This is a genomic window from Rhodococcus sp. JVH1 (genome assembly GCF_000280725.2).
GTDB lineage: Bacteria > Actinomycetota > Actinomycetes > Mycobacteriales > Mycobacteriaceae > Rhodococcus_F > Rhodococcus_F jostii_A.
In genome coordinates, this window is the sequence record NZ_CP166289.1 from 254,870 (window position 1) to 270,814 (window position 15,945).

Sequence of the window (15,945 nt, forward strand, 5' to 3'; positions counted from 1 at the left end):
CGATGCCGAACGCCTGGACACTCCGCTCGGGCCCGCGCTGGTGACCACCCCGGAACAGACCGTCCTCGACAGCGAAGACATCGACCTCATCGTCCTCGACCCACGACGCAGCATCCTCGCCGCCGACCTCGTCAAGGCGCTCCCGAGAGCGTTGCAACGCGCATACGGTCGCCTCGAATGGGCGCCCCTACTCAGCGCCGGATCGAGCGTGGACGCCGCCACCTCGACCTCTGGGATCTCTGGGCACTGACCAACATCGGCGCCATCAACCCCTACATCGCAGCACTGTTCCGCAAACACGGCCGACCGGAAAGGACACCGGCGCCTACGTCTTCACCCACCCACCCAGCGACAACGAATGGCACACACAACTCGCCGGCCAAACCCGAGTGGTCACCGCCGCCGAAGCCCTCCACACCGTCCGCACCGCATGGGACCACCTCACACCCAACCCTTTCACGACCCCATTTCCTCGTGGGTATCTTCGCGCTTGCATGCCCACAGGTCCGCGTGTAACAGCCGGAAAGGGCCGCCGGACCAGAAACTCGCTGACGACAACATGTTTGGCACCCACCCCAGGCGGCCCGTTGGGACCCGGTGGGCCGCCAACTCAGTGCTGCCAGCGGAGTGCGCTGGTCTGATCAGTCGAGTTCTACAGCGAAGGTGCCCTGTTGTGCCTATCTCGACCATGGAACGACGCGGACACCGTGCTCAACCGATACTCGGGTGCGGCAAGCAGGTACGCGGACCGGACCCCGCCCAGCGCCTCGGCCGCCGGCCGCAGCAGTCCGTTGTCCGGGCCCACCAGCACCCCGGCGTCGGTGACGACGACGATCGGGCGGCGATCGGTGCCCACGCCCGGGTCGACTACCGCCAGGTGCACGGAAGGCGGCAGGTACGGCACCGTCTGTGCCAGCACCGCCGCACCCCACCGGACGCGTTGCGGCGGCACCGCATGGGTCACATCGATCATGCGCACACCCGGCGCGAGGCGGGCGATCACGCCGTGGCACGCCGCAACGAACCCGTCGGAGAGCCCGTAATCGGTGGTGAACGAAATCCAGTCGTAAACCACGTCGTCATCCCGTCCGTTGTTCTCGGCCCGCGGCGCCCTCCTCAGCCTGCACCATATGGGCCGCGGTAGGGGCAAACCGTAAGGCGAACCGATCGCCGATCGCGGCGGTGATCGGTTCTGGCGCGTCCTCCTGGATGCAGTGATCGGCCCCCGGCCACTCGACAACCACGTGATCGGGAAGGATCGCCCGCGTCCCGGGGAAACGTGCGTTCGGGTCCGAACGCGAAGTCATCATGCCCCACACGAACAGGGAAGGCGCGGACCCGAGCGGGTTGCGTTCACCGGCTTCCCGAAGCAGATCTGGCGTCAGATCTGGTCGAACAATCCCCGATCGGTTAACCGGCTCTCGGGCGACACGATTCTATGCGCGGCGTGAGGTCCGGGGCCGATGGCCGGATGGGGCGCATGCTGACGGTGTCGGCTCGATCGGAGAGGAGCAGGCGATGGCCGTTCGGGTGCACGCGGTGGACGACGGTTATGTGGTGGTCGGCGAGTGGGAGGGTTGCGCGGCAGCGAACGCGTTCCTCAAACATCTGGCCGGGCGTGCGTTCAGCGTGGCGACGGTGCGGGCGTATGCCTTCGATGTGCTGAACCTGGCGCGGTTCCTGATCGCCCGCGATCTCGGATTGGCGTCGGTGACGCCGGTGACCGTGTTCGAGTGGATCGACTGGCAGGGCGTGCGCCGTGATCCCCGACCCGGCGCAACGACGAGGAACGGCAGGCAGCGCACGGCGGCGGCGTCGACGATCAACCGGCGGGTCGCGGCGGTGCGGGCGTTGTTCGAGTACCTGGTGATGACCGGGGTGCGCGCCGACAATCCGGTGCCCTCACCCCGGCGGGGTCAAGGGTTACGTCCGTCGGGGCGGGGTTTGCTCGGGCATCTCGGGCCCGGCCGGCCCCGGGCCGGAGGCCGTCTGGTGCGCCAGCCGCGGTTGCTGCCCGAATCCCTCGACGCCGACGCGGTGGACGTGTTCGTCTCGTCGCTGCGCACCCATCGGGATCGGGCGATGGTGTGGGCGATGCTGCTCGGGGGTCTGCGCAGCGCCGAGGTGCGATCGCTTCGGTTGGCGGAGGTGGATTTCGGTCGACGCCGGCTGCGGGTGCTCGGCAAGGGTTCGAAGGAGCGTGTGGTGCCGGTCGATGCGGTGTTCTTCACCGAACTATCGGCCTATCTGCGCCTCGAGCGGCCACCCGGGTTGGTCACACCGGAGTGCTTCGTGGTGCTGCGGGGCCCCACCGTGGGGGCGCCGGTGACCGAGGCCGGGTTGCGATCGTTGTTCCGGCGGCACCGGGACCTGTCCGGCGCGGGTCGGGTGCGTCCGCACCGGCTGCGACACACCTACGGCACCGAACTCGCCTCCGCGGGAATCGATCTGATGGTGCTGCGGGAGTTGATGGGGCACGCCTCCCCGGAGACCACCGCCGAGTACGTGCACCTGTCGATCGAGCAGCTCGCCGCCGAATACGGCGCCGCCCGGGCCAGTCTCGCCGGGGCACGGCGATGACCACGGCATGGCCGACCGTGGTGGACCCGGATACGGTGCTGGCCGGCTATCTCGACCACGTCGCCACCCTCGGGCTGGGCGGAAGAGCCGTCCGCGGCCGCACCCGCATCGCAACCGCATTCCTGGCCGTGCACCCGGATCTGCGGGAATGGATGGCCCGGCCTGCCTCGGACCGGCTTACCGAACTCCGCAGCACCGGGGCGTGGCCGCTGTTGTGTCACGTCATCGGTCGAGACGAGCTGCGACTGGACCTCGAGTTCGCCGCGGTCAAGAACCTCACCGGACTCGGGAGTGCGGTCGAGGCCCGCGACCCGGACGGGTTCGCCGCGGCCCGGACTGCCGGACTGGCCTTGGGCTGGGCACCGTCGTGGGTCGAGACCGTCCTCGGCGAGTGCCTGGCGGTGCTGCTCGCCTGGCATGGCGGACTCGTCAGCGACATCACCAACGACACCGTCGACGATTTCGACGCCGCATTGGCTGCAACACAATCTATTCCGCCGTCGTCTCGGCGGGCATACCGCAACCGGATCGCGGGTCTGCGGCAGGTGCTGTTCGAGGCCCGCATCGTCGACATTCCACCACGGCGCCGGTCCTGGGCCCGCAGCCACGCCCAACGGTTCGCCGACGTTCCGATGGCAGACGCGATCCGCGAGACGTTGTTGCGCTACGTCACCGTCCGAGCCGCCGTGCTTCGCCCGAAATCCGTCGAATCACTGATCAACGACCTCCTGCCGTTCGCCGACTACCTCACCACACACCACCCCGAGGTCACGTCCCTCGACGGCCTCGACCGCAGTCACATCGAGGGCTTCCTCGCCTGGAACCGCACCCGCACCTGGCGTGGGCAACGCGCCGCCGCCGGCGCCGGACGCACCATCTCGAGGGCCGTGATCCAATCGGCGGTGCTGAGCCTGCGCAACCTACTTGACGATCTCACCGAATGGGGCTGGGAGCAGGCACCACCGCGTCGGCTGGTCTTCGCTGCCGACGTCCCCAAGCTCGACCAACCCTTGCCCCGCGCACTGGCACCCGACGTCGACGGCGTGGTGATGAACGCTGTTGCCGGATTGGAGGATCCGTTCGCCCGCATCGGGTTGACGGCGCTCCGCGGGGCGGGGTTGCGGGTCGGGGAACTGCTCGATCTCGAGCTCAGCAGCGTCGTCGACTACGGCCCGGCCGGGACCTGGCTGAAGGTGCCGCTGGGCAAACTCGCGACCGAGCGCATGGTGCCGCTCTCGGCCGCCACCGTCGCGGTGTTGGACGAGTGGACCACCCAACGCGGCGTCTGCCGACCACTGCCGCATCCGCGCACCGGAGCTTTGACCGATTTTCTGTTCGTCGCGCACGGCCGCCGCCTCGGCCAGACCCGGCTGCGCAACGGGCTGCTCGCCGCCGTTGAACGGTCTGGGTTGCGCGGCACTGGCGGCGGGCCCCTGATTGTCACCCCGCACCAGCTGCGGCATACCTGGGCCACCGAGCTCGCCAATGCCGGGATGAGCCTGCAGGCGTTGATGGCGCTGCTCGGGCACGTCACTCCTCAGATGACTCTCCGCTACGCCACCCTCGCATCGCCGACGTTGCGCGACGCCTACGACCAGGCCATGGGCAAGATGCGCCGCCGGTTCACCCTTACCCCGGTCGGCAAGCCGATCGTTCCCGACACCGTCAGCTGGCTCGGCAGCGAGATGCTCAAAACCCGTGTTGCCCATGGCTACTGTTCTCGGCACGAAGCGGCCGGAGCCTGTCCCTATGCCAACATCTGCGAGACCTGCGACAACTTCGTCACCGGACCCGAGTTCCGCGGCGCGCTCGAGGCGCAACGCACCGACGTCCAGGCACTCGAAGCCGATGCCTGCGACCGCGGCTGGCCCGACGAAGCTGCTCGCCACCACCGCGTTGCAGACGCCCTGACCGATCACCTCCACCGGCTCGACCGCTGACTCCAGATCGCCAGTCTGCGATTGACCCACACGCGAAGGCCGGTTAAAGGAGAGATTGAACAAGGAGATCCGCCGGAGGACTGATGTCGTCGGGATCTTCCCCGATCGCACCGCCCTGATTCGGCTCGTCGGCGCGGTACTCGCCGAGCAGCATGACGAGTGGATCGAAGGCCGCCGCTACCTCGGCCTCGACGTGCTCGCCCGGTCTCGCGGCACCCACGCAACACCCGAACCTACCGAGGAGGTGACGCCGGCGGCTCTGACCGCATAACCCCACGAGGAGTCACGCGTCGACTCGTACACCACGCCCTGGGACTTGACCCCCGAGCGTGGCAGCACCTCTCGTGCGGGCGCCTGCGGCGAGGCAAATGGCACGCCTACCCACCCGGCTGCGCCGGGCACTCTCAATGCCGAAGAGATGGACCGACTGCCCGAGGACCCGATCACCGACGCCTACCGCTGGCGAGCGCGCCGCACCCGCACTTCCTGATCGACGGCTCACCGCAACTGCGACAGAGCGGACGGAATGCATGAAGAACCGAGACTTACGCGCGGTGCACCCGACAGGCCGGCAAGCTCATCCGACAGACTCAACTCCAGGACGACAAGTCGTCGTACATACTGCCGGGACGAGGGCGACGGGATGATCCTCACCACCCACAAATAACACCGTGCACGCGGAGGTAGAGCCGACACCGGGCGGGAACCTATATGGTGAACCGGCCCGACCAGCCGTCCCTCGAACAGTCGCACGGTCGACGCCATCGCGGACACGGCGCGTCGACCGCACCCTGGGTGGCATCAGCCGGATGACTGTGCGCGGCGTACCCGAATGCGCGCCGGCCTGTGTGCGTCCTGCAGGACGTTCGTTGATCGCCGCGAGTCACCTAGTACCAGCCGGATTCGGAATCCAGGTCAGTACCGCCCAGATCACCGCCGTGTCGAGCGCGATGATCAGCAGTGCCCACGCCGGGTAATGGGGCAGCCACAGGAAGTTGACGACGATCGATAATGCCGCGATGGTGACCGTCAACGTCCGCGCCCATATTCCACCGCGGAACAGGGCGGCACCGACCAGCGCGATCACCACCCCGAGCACGATGTGGATCCACCCCCACACGGTCAGATCGAATTCGTAGGTGTACTCGGCGATGACGACGAGGACGTCATCATTGGCGACCGCGGCGATCCCCTGAAGGATATGCAGCACGCCGACGGTGACCAGCAAGACCGCGGCACCGATCACCGTGTCAGCTGCGATCTGCTGATTGACGCTCGATTTATCGGACACGATGGTTCACCTCTTTGGACTCGGATGCTGTACGCCCGCTCCCAAGTGTGCGCCGCACGACGGGTACGCCACCGCGACTTGCGCGCATTCCCGGCCAGTCGTTCGACGGACGCTGCCGGAATCGGGCTCGACGGGCATCCGGGCGTAGACGTCGGTTCAGGCGGGCGCGGGCCCGGGGCGCGATCGCGGCCGCCGAACCGAAGCACCGACGGGCAGTCGATACCAAGGACGGTCCATGCCCAGGGCGGTCCCGGAATGACGAGCACACTACCCAGGCCGGCGTTTCGGCTGACGGTTGCGCCTCCGAGCGGTTCCCGCGCGAGCTGATCACCCAGCGGAATAGCCAGGAGTCGAAGATCCGGACGAGAAAAATACTCAGGGCTGCCTGGGCGATCGGGTGTTGTCGTTTTCCGGCGCGTTCTGAGGCGTGGATGGGAAACTGTGCGTGCTGGGACGAGGCATTTCGCATGCCCGGAGGCGCAGATATTTCGCCTGATGTTGTATCGCTGCGGTCTTCAGAAGCGAGGTCAGCGCGGTGACCGACACCGATTTCGACGACGTCGGGCCCATCGACTACCTGGTCGTGGAGTTTCCCGCCGACCACCCGCCCGACGGCTCGACTCTTCCCCTGCTGCTCGACCTGGTCGAGGCGAACATCATCCGGGTACTCGACCTGGTCTTCGTCCGCAAAGACGCCGACGGATCGCTCGCAGGGATTGCCGTCGAGGATCTGGGCTTCACCGGGACCGTCGACGTGACCCTGTTCGCCGAGGCATCGTCGGGCCTGATCGACCGCGGCGATCTCGAGCAGGCGGGAGCCGTCCTCGAACCGGGCTGTGTCGGCGCGATCCTCGTGTACGAGAACCGCTGGGCCGCACCGTTCGCCTCCGCGCTACGTCGTGAAGGAGCCCAACTCGTTGCGTCGGGACGGATACCCGTCCAAGGCATCCTGGCGACGCTCGATTCTCTCGACGCCCCACCCGATAGCGGGAGGAGCGCACCATGCCCGGACTTCTCCGCGGAATTGCCCGCACCGCCGTGATCGCGGGAACCGCGACCACCGTGTCAGGCCGGGTCTCGCGGCGGCAAGGCCAGCGCTGGGCCGCCCAACAGCCGCCGTCGGCTGCGCCACAGCCGCCGTCCACCCCACCGGCATCGCCACCACCGACCGGCGGTACCGACCGTCTCACGGCGTTGAAGCAGTTCGGTGAACTGCGCGATCAGGAGGTGCTCACACCGACGAGTTCAACGACCGGAAGGCCAGGACCCTGGCCTCCTGACCGGAATCACCAAGTGGACGGAGCACAACAATGGACAGTTTCTGGGAGTTCTTCTGGTTTATCGTCGTCTTCTTCCTGTTCGTGGCCTACCTGAGGGTGCTGTTTGCGATCATCACCGACCTGTTCCGGGACCACCAGATGTCCGGGTGGCTCAAGGCGCTGTGGCTGTTGTTCTTGTTCCTGATCCCGTTCCTGTCGGCGCTGATCTACCTGATCGTGCGCAACCAGGGCATGACCGAGCGGTCCGCGGCGGCCTTCCGTCAGGTCAAACAGGCCCAGGACACCTACATCCGGGACGTCGCGGGCAAATCCCCGGCCCAGCAGATCACCGACGCCAAGGCGCTGCTCGATTCGGGGGCGATCACACCGCAGGAGTTCGAGACGATCAAAAGCAAAGCACTGACCTAGCACCGAACGCGACCGAGGCACCGCCCTTCCCAGGTCCCGGTGTCGGACACCGACCCGGGTGGCAGCGTCGCGGGCTGGACACCCCGACTCACCGTCACGGCCGCCAGTCGTCTGCGGGACCTCTCCAGCTCTGCACCAATGGGGTCCCGGACGAATGTTTCTGGGAAACAAACAATCCCGCCGCCCGATCCCGACCTCGGCGGGCGGCGAGAGGTGCGAAGATGAAGCATGCGCCGCCATCGTTGGCCGGCTATCGCGCCGCCTGCTGACCGGGGCCTTCGCGTGCACGCACCGATGCCGATCACGGCCGAGAAAGACCTGACCCTCGAACTGTCCGCGGTCACCGCATTCGCGTCCGGGCTGCTGCTGCAACTGGCGATGGATGTCACCGGGATCCGTGCCGACTTCGCCCGCTACGAAACCCGTCCCCTGACCGACCCCCACGACTGGTCGCCGCGGTGGTCTTACCTGTCCGTGCTCGTCCTCGTCGACGACCTCGACGGCCCCGCCGACTCGCTCCACCCCACCGAACCCCGCTCCGACGACTCCGGGCCGTACCGCACCACGCCGTCGTACTGGATCGGCACCTACCCGCGCACCGGGTCGCTGATCCTCACCACCAGCTGGACCGAGATCGGACTCCACCCCACCTCCCTCACCCTCGCACTCGGCCCCAGCCCCTTCCCCACCACCTCCGAATCCGACGCGGGACGGTAACAACCACATCGCCCCCGCACACAACTCAGCATCAACCGAACCAGACCCTCGCAGAAGCGCGGCTCGTCCCCGAACACCAACCAGCGCACGACAACGCCGTGTTCGACACCACATCCCATGCACGCCGACGCTCCAGCGAAGGGTCGGTTCGAGGGATGCCGCATCCGAGACTTCGTCCCCCTCCTGATCGAACGAGCCGCCACGCGCACACTCGACGCCGCCTACAGCCGGGCACCGGCGCAACCCGAACCGCTGCACACACCTGAACTTCCCACCACCCCGCACACCGAGCCGGCGGTGCGCGCCACGATCAGCAGCCGGGGAGGGCGGCGTGTCTTCGCGCGGCACTCACCACGTCTGTCGTAAGCGGCGAGAGGAGATGGCCAGGCCCGGGAGAGGGACCGGTGTCGGCGGCCGCCCACCACACCCGGGCAGTGTGAGCCTAATCCTTCGACAAAACCGGGGAGGCTGACCACGAATGTGGGGGCGCATGCCGGACCACAATCATCATGCAGCAGCAGAGATCTGTCCCCTTCTTCCTCGCACCCGCTCAGGGCGGCCACTGCGCGGGCAAGCCGAACGAGCGTGACCCACGCTCGCGAAGGTTTCGAGGACGACCGGAACCCGACCCCGCCGACCCGGTCCAGTTCACCACCAGGATCGTCGCCGGGCTCGTTCCGCCGGAATCCACGTTCTCCGGCGAAGACAGCACGCTGCGGCGGACAATCGTCATACCGAGCGAAATTCGTAGCTGTGGGGAAAGGGGACAGCCGTGTCCGTGTCCGAGTATCCATCGACCAAACAAGGCTTCGCGGGCGGCACCTCGATGGCGGCGGCCGTCATCATGGTCACCGTCGGCATCATCCAGTTCTTTCAGGGCATCGCCGCCGTCGCCGAGAACGAAGTATTCGTGGTCGGGGTGGAATACGTCTACAAGTTCGACCTCACCACCTGGGGTTGGATCCACATCGTCCTCGGCGCCCTCGTCGCGATCGTCGGCCTCGCCCTGTTCACCGGAGCCACATGGGCCCGGGTGTCAGCGATCATCGTTGCCGCGATCTCGATTCTGGCGAACTTCCTGTGGCTGCCGTACTACCCGGTGTGGTCGCTGGTGATCATCGCACTCGACGTCGTCGTCATCTGGGCCGTCTCGACCTGGAACCCGGAAAGGGTTGAAAGACGGGAACATTCGCAGTAGCGGCACGCCCGGCTCGGCAGCTCACCGGCCGGGATCGTGCCGGATACTGCGCCAGTGGTGGTAGCGGTGCCGATCGCCGGATGAACGGCACTGCCGTCAGACCCGCGCTTCCGTCAGACCCGGGCAGCTGTCGAGCCCACCTAGCGGCGGAGTGCACCATGATGATGCGTATGCGGATGAAATTTCACGAGCAGCTCGACGCACTGACCGACCGGTTGGCGTCGATGTGTCACCTGGCCGGGGAGGCTGTGCAGGCGGCGACCGACGCACTTATGCTGGCCGATCTGCCGCTGGCCGAGCGAGTGTTCGACCTCACCGAGCAGATCGAGGCGTCACGCGGTCCGTGCGAGGAGCAGGCGATGGCGCTGCTGGCGCTGCAGGCCCCGGTGGCGCGTGATCTCCGTCAGGTCGTCACCGGTGTGCACCTTGTGACGGATCTGAGCCGGATGGGCGGGCTGGTGCAGCACGTGGCCGAAAGCGTCCGCCGCCGCCATCCCGAGCACGTCGCCTCCGGTGAGGCGGAGGAAGTGCTCGCCGGGATGGGGCGGGTGGCGGCCGAACTGGCCGGCCTCGCCGAACAGGTCCTGCGCACGCACGATCCCGAACTGGCCGCCGAGATCGGCAGACGCGACGACGAGCTCGACAACCTGCACCGACGATTGCTCACCCTGATCCAGGACCCGTCCTGGACCGGCAGCATCCCGGCCGCGGTAGACATCACCCTGCTCGGCCGCTTCTACGAACGCTTCGGCGACCACACTGTCGTGGTCGGGCGCCGGGTGATCTTCCTCGTCACCGGCGAACCGCTGAGCCCGTAGGCCGCAGACCCCGGGGGGTAGTACTGCTGCTGAACCTCGGCTGAGGTCTGCTGCTCACGCTGCCGGGATGCGGTCACCCAGTCACCGGCCACGCGAACACGAGCCGACCACCCGCGCCGAAGCAGCACATCAACGTGCCCGACCTCGCGATGACCTGGCTCATAACCGATCCCGATCACCGAGGGGCTGTTCCGCCACCCGTTCCTGCAAGAGTCGAGGACTCTCAGAACGAGGTGAGCATCATGAAGAACAAGATCGCGGTACAACCGCCATCGCGTCGGCGGTCATCGCGCCCGCGATGGTCTTCGCGGCCGGTATCGCCACCGCGGTACCAGCGCTGAGCGCTGGGGCGTCCGGTGAGGTGGTGGTGACGGTACCCGCTAGTGAGAGCTGAACCTGCGTCGGATTCGCCTCTGGCTTCAACGTCAAACCGGTGCCCAGGGACACGGTCTCTCGCTGGTTCTTCCGCCGGTCAGGTCCGGTCTACCCGGTGGATCCTTCCGTGCTCGGGTCGGCGGTGAGGTCGTCGGTGTCGGCGAAGACCAGGCGCCCGTCGTCGAGTGCGATAGCCCACCGGTGCACCGGCGCCCAGGCGTGCCCGCGCTCCTCGGTGTCGGTCAGCTCGGCGTAGTCCTCGATGATCCGACCGGTCTGCGCCGGTTCGGACGGCCGGCGCACCAGCACCCGCGTGCCCGCGCCGAATGGACCGGGTTCGGGTCTCGGACTGTGATCCTTCTTCTCGGGCATCGTTCTTCGCCTTCCGCTCGGCTACGCGCCCGGATCATAAGCACCTCGCCGACGAAAACCACCCGCTCGACGCTGCCGGCCCCGGGCTTTCGGGCTCGTCCCGAATAGTTACCGGAGGAGGCCGCGTCCCGAGTATAGCTACAGGAGGCGCAGGCGCCGGCTGATCCCTCTGCAGAGATCTGCCGCTTACCGACCCGGGGTCGCCACAGAATCGATCTGGTTTCGACTGCGGTTCCGTTCGTTTCACTACGGTGGTGGCTTCCACGTCGACACCGCCCAGATCGCCGCGACGTCAAGTGCGATGATCACCATCGACCAGGAGGGGTAGTACGGCAGCCACAGGAAGTTGGCGAGGATCGAGATGGCCGCGAAGACGATCGCCGCCACCCGCGCCCAACGCGCCCCGGCGGCCAAAGCGAGACCGACCACGCAGAGCAGCACCCCGAAGGCGATATGAAACCAGCCCCAGGCGATGAGGTCGAACCGGTAGGTGTACTCCATCCCCACCGAGAACCCTTCGCTCTCGGCAACACCGGCGATGCCCTGGGCGAACTGGAGGAGACCGATGGTCAGCACCAGAGTGGCCGCCCCGATCGACGTGGCGGTCGCCACGCGCTGTTCGGTCGACGACTCCTCGGTCATGACGTACCCCCTTCCGGCGGGGGCTGCCCGCACGCCGTATCTGCTCATTGTCCGCCTCAGCCCATCGGGTCCGCCGCGGAATGTGGGCTGGACTCTTGGGGACACCATCGCCTGCCGGTCCTTCGGTCGATGACGACGGATGCGCGGCCGGGGGTGCGGGGATCACCGTCAAGTATCTGGGGCCGGTCGGGTCTCCGGATGGGGGTGGTCCGGTGATCGGCGTGCCCGCCACGCGCCCAGAGACCGCCGCGAAGCCGAGCAGGACCACCGCGATCGCCGGCAGCGCCCACGTCATGGCGGCCACGCCTCACACCCGGTCGACATCACCGCGGCGCGAGGTCGTGTCGACGGCCGCCTGCGCTCGGCGCGTGCTGGTCGCACTGTTCGTGGTCCAGTCTCGCATGGCAGTTCATCTCGCAGGTGGAGAGGGCTGTGCGGCTCGGTCTGTGTCGGGGTGCCAGGTCGAGACGGCCCAGATCACCACGGCGTTGAGTGCGATGATCGTGATCGCCCACATCGGGTAGTAGGGCAACCAGAGGAAGTTGACGAGGATCGAGACTGCGCAGATCACCATGGCGCCCACTCGCGCCCAGGTGGCACCGGTGAACAGGGCGATTCCGGCGGCGGTGACGAGCGCGCCGAGAACCAGGTGGGTCCATCCCCATGCGGTGAGGTCGAATTGGTAGGTGTAGTCGATTCCGGTGACGATTACCTCGTCCTTGGCGATCGCGGACAGGCCCTGGAGTACTTCGAGGACACCGACAGTGACGAGCAGGACCGCCCCACCCCTCGCGGACCCCTGCGCCACACCGCGTTTGACCAGAGATTCCTCGGACATGACCGTTTCCCTTCCCGGGCAACGCGTGAAGTATTCCGGAAGGTTCATTGTCCTCCGGTCGGGCCGATGATGGCGGCACTTCGCGGCAGGTGTGAGCCCGCGGAGTGGTCTCCAGGACCCCCGATGCTCCGACGAGCCGGTGTCCGTCGTTCCTCGCGGCTCCGACGGTGCACTCCCCCGGCGCCTCAACCGCACGTCGCCGTCACCGACTGTAGAAGCGGCGAACCCCGTCGGGACGCCGTCGGTCCGATATATCCTGGATGCCAGGCTGCGACAGCCCGACCGGTGGCGGCCGGTAGTGGATCGGCGCCGTGCGGGAGAGGTGTGGTCATGGCCGATGATGCGACGCGGTCGCCTTTGGTGCCCCGCGCCCGGGCGCTGACACTGCGCGTCCTTGCCCGCGACCGCATGCGTGCAGATCACTGTGCAGGGGTTGCGGCGCGGGCGTTGGCGCTTGCACCCACGGTCCCGGCCGCGGACCGGGACACGTTGGTGGCCGCCGCGTGGCTGCACGACATCGGCTATGCCGCCGAGCTGCGCGAGACCGGGTTTCACCCGCTCGACGGCGCCCGCTATCTGCAAGCCCATGGTTGGCCGGGGCGGGTGTGCGACCTGGTCGCTCATCACTCCGGCGCCCGGTTCGTCGCCGCGGTCACCGGCATGGGCGACGAACTGAGCCAGTTCACCTTCGTCGAGGACGCGGTCTCGGACGCGCTGACCGTCGCCGATCAGACGACCGGTCCGCACGGCGAGGCGTTGAGTCTGGATCAGCGGCTGCGCGAGAAGATCGACCGGCACGGCCCGGACTCGCCCACCGTCCGCGCCCACCCTCAGCGGGACCCGTATCTCCGGGCCGCCGCAGACCGAGTCGAGCGGCGCCTTCCGCCCGACCCCCGAGCCCGTCTGATGCGGAAGCCGGGACGGCGAACTGTAAACGGACCGAGCACTCCCCACACACGGACCGGATAGCAAGACACCAGTTCTGCGTCTCCCCTTCGATGCAGATCCACCGACCATGCATGCCGGCAACAGCAAACCCTCGATGAACGACACAAACCGGGCCCGCGAGAAGGAGAGGGGAAAAGACTCGTTTCCGGACGTCCGGCCGGGGATCGCGCCCTTCAGATACCTCGCCCCGTGCATGGGACACTCGGGTGCAGCGGGATGGACGGACGGTGAGCCTCCTATGACCGAAGAACCGACTACCGGTGGTTCCGAGCGGGCAGCGGGTCCCCCGCGAGCGCTCACGATTCTGCTGGCAATGGCGATGCTCGTACTCGTCGTCGACACGTCGCTGATGAACGTGTCAATCTCGTCGGTGGTTCGCGACCTCGACACCACCGTCAGCGGCGTCCAGGCCGCGATCGCGCTCGAGGCGCTGGTGATCGGCCCGTCCGGGTCGGGAATGTCGACCCGCTCGATATCGGCCAGGTACTGCAAATAGCGTCCGGCCGGCGCCACGACACCGTTTTCGTCGAGCAGCGCGAATCACACCGCATCGGATGCTCACCCTTGCCGACCGCCGCCGGATGAACCGCGAGCAGGTGATCGATGGGGGTGACGAGTTGTTTTCAGACTGGCTGGGGAACAATTCGGAAATACGGTTTGGGCTCCTCCCAGGTGCCGAAGATCTGCTTGGCGTCGACGATTCGCGAGCACACGGTGCCAGAGCCCCGCGGACTCGAGCAGCTCGCGAGCCGGATACGGCGTCGCCGACTCGTACACGGGCGACCTGCTGTCACACAGCCACGGTAATCGAGGAACGGTCGGGGAACATCCCGCCAATACCGTTTATTTCGTCCAGACCTCGACCCGGCCGCTCGGGCGGCCAACTTACGCAAGGCAATACAACTTTGCTCGCCGCGCGCTCGGGTCGTGACAGCGGCTTCACCGCTCATCGTGGCGAACTTGTGGTGTACCCGCGGCGAGGTCAGGCGAGGTCAGGATGTGTCGGGCCATTCCCAGCAACGGGCCACGCCACGCTGAACAAGCCGTGACGAACCGCGGCCTCGTACAGGTCGGCGGTGACCGCGACCGGGAAGATCGCCTCGAGATGCGGCGGGCGCTCGACAGCTGCCTCCAACTGGGTCATCGCGAAATAGCTGATGCCGATCATGCCGACATTGCCGTCGCACCACGGCTGCGCTGCCACCCATTCGACCAGGTCGTACATGTCTTGGCGCTCCAGGGTATCGAAGAACCCGAATGTGCCGCCGAAACCACCGGTGCCGCGCACGTTGGCGATGACGTGCACGTAGCCGCGGGGCACCCAGAAGTCCGCCGCACCTGCCTCGATGAACCCCGCGGGAGCGCCGAGGTCTTGAATCTGCCGGGGTAGGGCGATACGGAGATCAGAGCGGGGAAGCGGCCATCAGCGGCAGGCCGGTGGACGTCCGCGAGCAGATCGACACGGTCGCGCATCGGCACGGCGACATTGTGGTCTGCGATGGCCCCGAATCGGGGGCTCGCTGAGGTTGCGATACTCCCGGCCAGTGGTCTGCGGCCGTTGAGCTGACGCTGACCGACGTCGACGCCGGAAACGACACTCGACATGCTGACCTCCGTTATTTCACGAATTGGTGAAACACGGAGCTGATCGTAAGACGTGCACACCCTTGACGACAACGGCCGATCTTTTCCTTTCGCCTGCCCGCCTTGGTGGCGTGGTTTCGGCGTACGTCGATCTGCGTGCGCTATCTGTAATCCGCATGTTGCCACCACGACGGCGACGAATACCCTGCCGCGCAGGGCTTCTCGGTCGGGTCTGGAATGGCGGGGCGGGTTACGACCGATGCTCGCGGTGCCTGGTGGTCGACATGTTCTACGACCGTTTCGGCGCGACAAGCCAACTCGTTCGTCGTGTACGGACCCACTTCGGGTCCGTTCCACGCAGGTGGTCGCCGAAAGAGATGATCCACGGGCACCGTCACGTAGGGTGGTGACGTCATGCGGAAGCCTGCACGGCGGGACCGTCGGAGATCCAAACGCCGCACAACGCTCCTCGCCGACGATCAGCTCTCGGCCACGAGACCTGCATTGCTAAGCCGCTTTGCCGGTCTCGACCTCGCTCGGGTGCGGTGGTGAGGTTGATCCGAGGTCACCTGACCAGTGCGGAGGACTGGAACAGCTCGATCAGATTGCCGACGGGGTCCGCGAGCAGAATCTGGCGACCACCCGGGCCGGTGATGTCCGACGGGGTGGCGCGAGCACCCGAACTGGCCGGGCCGGACAGCAACAATCGCAAGGGGCCACGGATCACGTCGGCGAACGCAGGGGCGGGATTGGTATGCAAGGTGAAGCCGAGGTGGCTGGTGTAGAAGTCGATGGCTGCGGACACGTCATCGACGAGGTAACGGACGCCGGCGCATTCGTCCGGTGGGGTCATCGGACACTCCTTTTCACGGTTGGGTGGTGAGGGTGGGAAGCAGGTACAAGATGCGGGTGTCGATCTCGACGGCGGGAATGACGAGGCGGTCCCTCGGTGCT

At 67.0% G+C, this 15,945-nt stretch carries 16 protein-coding genes and 4 pseudogenes; 13 read left to right on the forward strand and 7 right to left on the reverse strand.

What is annotated here, in order from left to right:
• Positions 1-40: 40 nt before the first annotated feature.
• Complete coding sequence (locus tag JVH1_RS01200; protein ID WP_009480268.1) at positions 41-250, forward strand: hypothetical protein; 210 nt, start codon at positions 41-43, stop codon at positions 248-250.
• Between the two features lie 402 nt (positions 251-652).
• Here the strand turns inward: JVH1_RS01200 and JVH1_RS01205 are convergent, their stop codons facing one another.
• Entirely contained in the window at positions 653-1,075 is a 423-nt protein-coding gene (locus JVH1_RS01205) for an S-adenosyl-l-methionine hydroxide adenosyltransferase family protein (RefSeq protein ID WP_009480267.1), read from the reverse strand.
• Between the two features lie 443 nt (positions 1,076-1,518).
• Here JVH1_RS01205 and JVH1_RS01210 point away from each other — a divergent pair, with 443 nt between their 5' ends.
• The 3 genes and pseudogenes from JVH1_RS01210 to JVH1_RS01220 form a co-directional block, all read left to right on the forward strand.
• The gene (locus JVH1_RS01210; RefSeq protein WP_043783004.1) at positions 1,519-2,580 is read left to right on the forward strand and encodes a tyrosine-type recombinase/integrase; all 1,062 of its coding nucleotides are present in this window, start codon (positions 1,519-1,521) and stop codon (positions 2,578-2,580) included.
• Entirely contained in the window at positions 2,577-4,520 is a 1,944-nt protein-coding gene (locus JVH1_RS01215; RefSeq protein WP_043783006.1) for a tyrosine-type recombinase/integrase, read from the forward strand. The genes JVH1_RS01210 and JVH1_RS01215 overlap by 4 nt, the downstream gene beginning before the upstream one ends.
• Positions 4,521-4,569: 49 nt before the next feature.
• A pseudogene (locus JVH1_RS01220) lies at positions 4,570-4,791 on the forward strand (transposase); the annotation flags it as partial.
• A gap of 612 nt (positions 4,792-5,403) precedes the next feature.
• Here the strand turns inward: JVH1_RS01220 and JVH1_RS01225 are convergent.
• Positions 5,404-5,811, reverse strand: coding sequence for a hypothetical protein (locus tag JVH1_RS01225; protein ID WP_009480196.1), 408 nt, complete (start codon positions 5,809-5,811; stop codon positions 5,404-5,406).
• A 535-nt stretch (positions 5,812-6,346) separates the two neighbouring features.
• On the opposite strand from JVH1_RS01225, the gene JVH1_RS01230 reads away from it, so the two are divergent.
• The 7 genes and pseudogenes from JVH1_RS01230 (at position 6,347) to phoU (ending at position 10,232) form a co-directional block, all read left to right on the forward strand.
• A complete protein-coding gene (locus JVH1_RS01230; RefSeq protein ID WP_009480195.1) occupies positions 6,347-6,853 on the forward strand; it encodes a DUF6325 family protein in 507 nt (168 codons plus the stop codon).
• Positions 6,814-7,091, forward strand: a pseudogene (locus tag JVH1_RS01235) (SHOCT domain-containing protein). Before JVH1_RS01230 ends, JVH1_RS01235 begins: the two are co-directional and overlap by 40 nt.
• Before the next feature lie 30 nt (positions 7,092-7,121).
• Positions 7,122-7,499 carry an SHOCT domain-containing protein gene (locus JVH1_RS01240; RefSeq protein ID WP_009480194.1) on the forward strand — a complete coding sequence of 126 codons (378 nt, stop codon included), beginning with the start codon at positions 7,122-7,124 and terminating at the stop codon, positions 7,497-7,499.
• A gap of 228 nt (positions 7,500-7,727) precedes the next feature.
• On the forward strand, positions 7,728-8,216 hold the full coding sequence (locus tag JVH1_RS01245; RefSeq protein WP_043782554.1) for a hypothetical protein: 489 nt from the start codon (positions 7,728-7,730) through the stop codon (positions 8,214-8,216).
• 117 nt (positions 8,217-8,333) lie between these two features.
• Positions 8,334-8,582 (forward strand): three-helix bundle dimerization domain-containing protein, encoded by a 249-nt coding sequence (locus JVH1_RS01250; RefSeq protein WP_009480192.1) that lies wholly within the window; start codon positions 8,334-8,336, stop codon positions 8,580-8,582.
• Positions 8,583-8,994: 412 nt separating this feature from the next.
• Entirely contained in the window at positions 8,995-9,414 is a 420-nt protein-coding gene (locus JVH1_RS01255; RefSeq protein ID WP_029537647.1) for a hypothetical protein, read from the forward strand.
• A 170-nt stretch (positions 9,415-9,584) separates the two neighbouring features.
• The gene (gene phoU, locus JVH1_RS01260) at positions 9,585-10,232 is read left to right on the forward strand and encodes a phosphate signaling complex protein PhoU (RefSeq protein WP_043782561.1); all 648 of its coding nucleotides are present in this window, start codon (positions 9,585-9,587) and stop codon (positions 10,230-10,232) included.
• Positions 10,233-10,715: 483 nt separating this feature from the next.
• Here the strand turns inward: phoU and JVH1_RS01265 are convergent, their stop codons facing one another.
• The 3 genes from JVH1_RS01265 to JVH1_RS01275 form a co-directional block, all read right to left on the reverse strand.
• Positions 10,716-10,979, reverse strand: a complete 264-nt coding sequence (locus JVH1_RS01265) for a hypothetical protein (protein ID WP_009480187.1) — start codon at positions 10,977-10,979, stop codon at positions 10,716-10,718.
• A gap of 246 nt (positions 10,980-11,225) precedes the next feature.
• Entirely contained in the window at positions 11,226-11,621 is a 396-nt protein-coding gene (locus tag JVH1_RS01270) for a hypothetical protein (RefSeq protein ID WP_009480186.1), read from the reverse strand.
• Positions 11,622-12,030: 409 nt separating this feature from the next.
• On the reverse strand, positions 12,031-12,459 hold the full coding sequence (locus tag JVH1_RS01275) for a hypothetical protein (protein ID WP_009480185.1): 429 nt from the start codon (positions 12,457-12,459) through the stop codon (positions 12,031-12,033).
• A 330-nt stretch (positions 12,460-12,789) separates the two neighbouring features.
• Here JVH1_RS01275 and JVH1_RS01280 point away from each other — a divergent pair, with 330 nt between their 5' ends.
• A complete protein-coding gene (locus JVH1_RS01280) occupies positions 12,790-13,428 on the forward strand; it encodes an HD domain-containing protein (protein WP_009480184.1) in 639 nt (212 codons plus the stop codon).
• Positions 13,429-13,645: 217 nt separating this feature from the next.
• Positions 13,646-13,843 (forward strand): annotated as a pseudogene (locus JVH1_RS01285) (MFS transporter); the annotation flags it as partial.
• 490 nt (positions 13,844-14,333) lie between these two features.
• On the opposite strand, the pseudogene JVH1_RS01290 reads toward JVH1_RS01285, so the two are convergent.
• Together JVH1_RS01290 and JVH1_RS01295 are read right to left on the reverse strand one after the other, a co-directional pair.
• Positions 14,334-15,012 (reverse strand): annotated as a pseudogene (locus tag JVH1_RS01290) (CocE/NonD family hydrolase); the annotation flags it as partial.
• Between the two features lie 544 nt (positions 15,013-15,556).
• A complete protein-coding gene (locus tag JVH1_RS01295; protein ID WP_009480180.1) occupies positions 15,557-15,844 on the reverse strand; it encodes a VOC family protein in 288 nt (95 codons plus the stop codon).
• Positions 15,845-15,945 lie beyond the last annotated feature (101 nt).

Excerpts from the sequence above, each read along its gene's own strand:
- JVH1_RS01210 (WP_043783004.1), top strand. The coding sequence starts at position 1,519 with ATGGCCGTTCGGGTGCACGCGGTGGACGACGGTTATGTGGTGGTCGGC.
- JVH1_RS01215 (WP_043783006.1), top strand. The coding sequence starts at position 2,577 with ATGACCACGGCATGGCCGACCGTGGTGGACCCGGATACGGTGCTGGCC.
- JVH1_RS01240 (WP_009480194.1), top strand. The coding sequence starts at position 7,122 with ATGGACAGTTTCTGGGAGTTCTTCTGGTTTATCGTCGTCTTCTTCCTG.
- JVH1_RS01245 (WP_043782554.1), top strand. The coding sequence starts at position 7,728 with ATGCGCCGCCATCGTTGGCCGGCTATCGCGCCGCCTGCTGACCGGGGC.
- JVH1_RS01250 (WP_009480192.1), top strand. The coding sequence starts at position 8,334 with ATGCACGCCGACGCTCCAGCGAAGGGTCGGTTCGAGGGATGCCGCATC.
- phoU (WP_043782561.1), top strand. The coding sequence starts at position 9,585 with ATGCGGATGAAATTTCACGAGCAGCTCGACGCACTGACCGACCGGTTG.
- JVH1_RS01265 (WP_009480187.1), bottom strand. The coding sequence starts at position 10,979 with ATGCCCGAGAAGAAGGATCACAGTCCGAGACCCGAACCCGGTCCATTC.
- JVH1_RS01270 (WP_009480186.1), bottom strand. The coding sequence starts at position 11,621 with ATGACCGAGGAGTCGTCGACCGAACAGCGCGTGGCGACCGCCACGTCG.
- JVH1_RS01275 (WP_009480185.1), bottom strand. The coding sequence starts at position 12,459 with ATGTCCGAGGAATCTCTGGTCAAACGCGGTGTGGCGCAGGGGTCCGCG.
- JVH1_RS01280 (WP_009480184.1), top strand. The coding sequence starts at position 12,790 with ATGGCCGATGATGCGACGCGGTCGCCTTTGGTGCCCCGCGCCCGGGCG.
- JVH1_RS01295 (WP_009480180.1), bottom strand. The coding sequence starts at position 15,844 with ATGACCCCACCGGACGAATGCGCCGGCGTCCGTTACCTCGTCGATGAC.